The sequence below is a fragment of the Pseudomonas uvaldensis genome, assembly GCF_021271205.1.
Lineage (GTDB): Bacteria > Pseudomonadota > Gammaproteobacteria > Pseudomonadales > Pseudomonadaceae > Aquipseudomonas > Aquipseudomonas uvaldensis.
Genome location: NZ_JAIWKS010000038.1, coordinates 1 through 1,060 on the forward strand (window position 1 = coordinate 1; position 1,060 = coordinate 1,060).

The following is a 1,060-nucleotide window of genomic DNA, read 5'->3' on the forward strand; positions in this document are numbered from 1 at the left end:
CGGCACCGTCGCCACCACGCGATCGATCGCCTCCTGGGTCAGGTCCACCAGCGCCAGCAGGTCCGGGGTGATGTGTTCGCAATCGGCCGGAATACGGTTGGCCGGCACGCGGATTTCCTTGCCACTGCCCACTGCCGCCGCCAGCGCCGCCAGGGTTGGCTGGCTGAACAGCACGCGCACGTCGGCGCTCAGACCGGCCTGGCGCATGCGCTCGATCAGCGTCACCGCCAGCAACGAATGACCGCCCAGTTCGAAGAAGTGGTCATGCCGCCCGACCTGCTCGATCTTCAGCACATCGGCCCAGATCTGCGCCAGGGTGCTCTCGATCTCGCCTTGCGGGGCTGCGTATTCACGGCTGGCATAGGCCTCGGCATCCGGCGCCGGCAAGGCGCGGCGGTCCAGCTTTCCGTTGGCGGTCAGCGGGAAGGATGACAGCACGACAAAGGCGCTCGGCACCATGTAGTCGGCCAGGGTGCTGGCCAATTGGCTGCGCAGGTCATGCACCGACAGGGTGATGCCCGGCTCGGCAATCACATAGCCCACCAGGCGCTTGGGCCCGGGTTCGTCCTGCCGGGCCAGGACCACGGCGTCTTTTACGCCGGCACATTGACCCAAGCGGGCCTCGATTTCGCCCAGTTCGATACGGAAACCGCGGATCTTCACCTGGTCGTCGTTGCGGCCCAGGTAATCCACGGCACCGTCCGCACGCCAGCGCGCCAGGTCGCCGGTGCGATAGAGCACGGCCGATGGATCGGCGCTGAACGGGTCGGCGACGAACTTCTCGGCGCTCAGCTCAGGGCGATTCAAATAGCCTTTCGCCACGCCGTCGCCACCGATATACAGCTCGCCGGCCACGCCGACAGGCACGGGTTGCTGGTTGGCGTCCAGGATATAGACGCGGGTGTTGCCAATCGGACGGCCAATGGGAATACCGCCCTCGCCCACGCTTCTGATTTCGTGGGTGGTGGTGAAGGTGGTGGCTTCGGTCGGACCGTAGCCGTTGAGCAGGTGCTGCGGCGCGCCTTCCTTCAGCACGCGACCGATCACCGCCGGATCGAGC

At 66.4% G+C, this 1,060-nt stretch carries 1 protein-coding gene; it reads right to left on the reverse strand.

The features are described from left to right. A partial coding sequence (locus LCU97_RS26470) for an AMP-binding protein (protein WP_232778210.1) occupies positions 1-1,060 on the reverse strand: 1,060 nt, incomplete at both ends.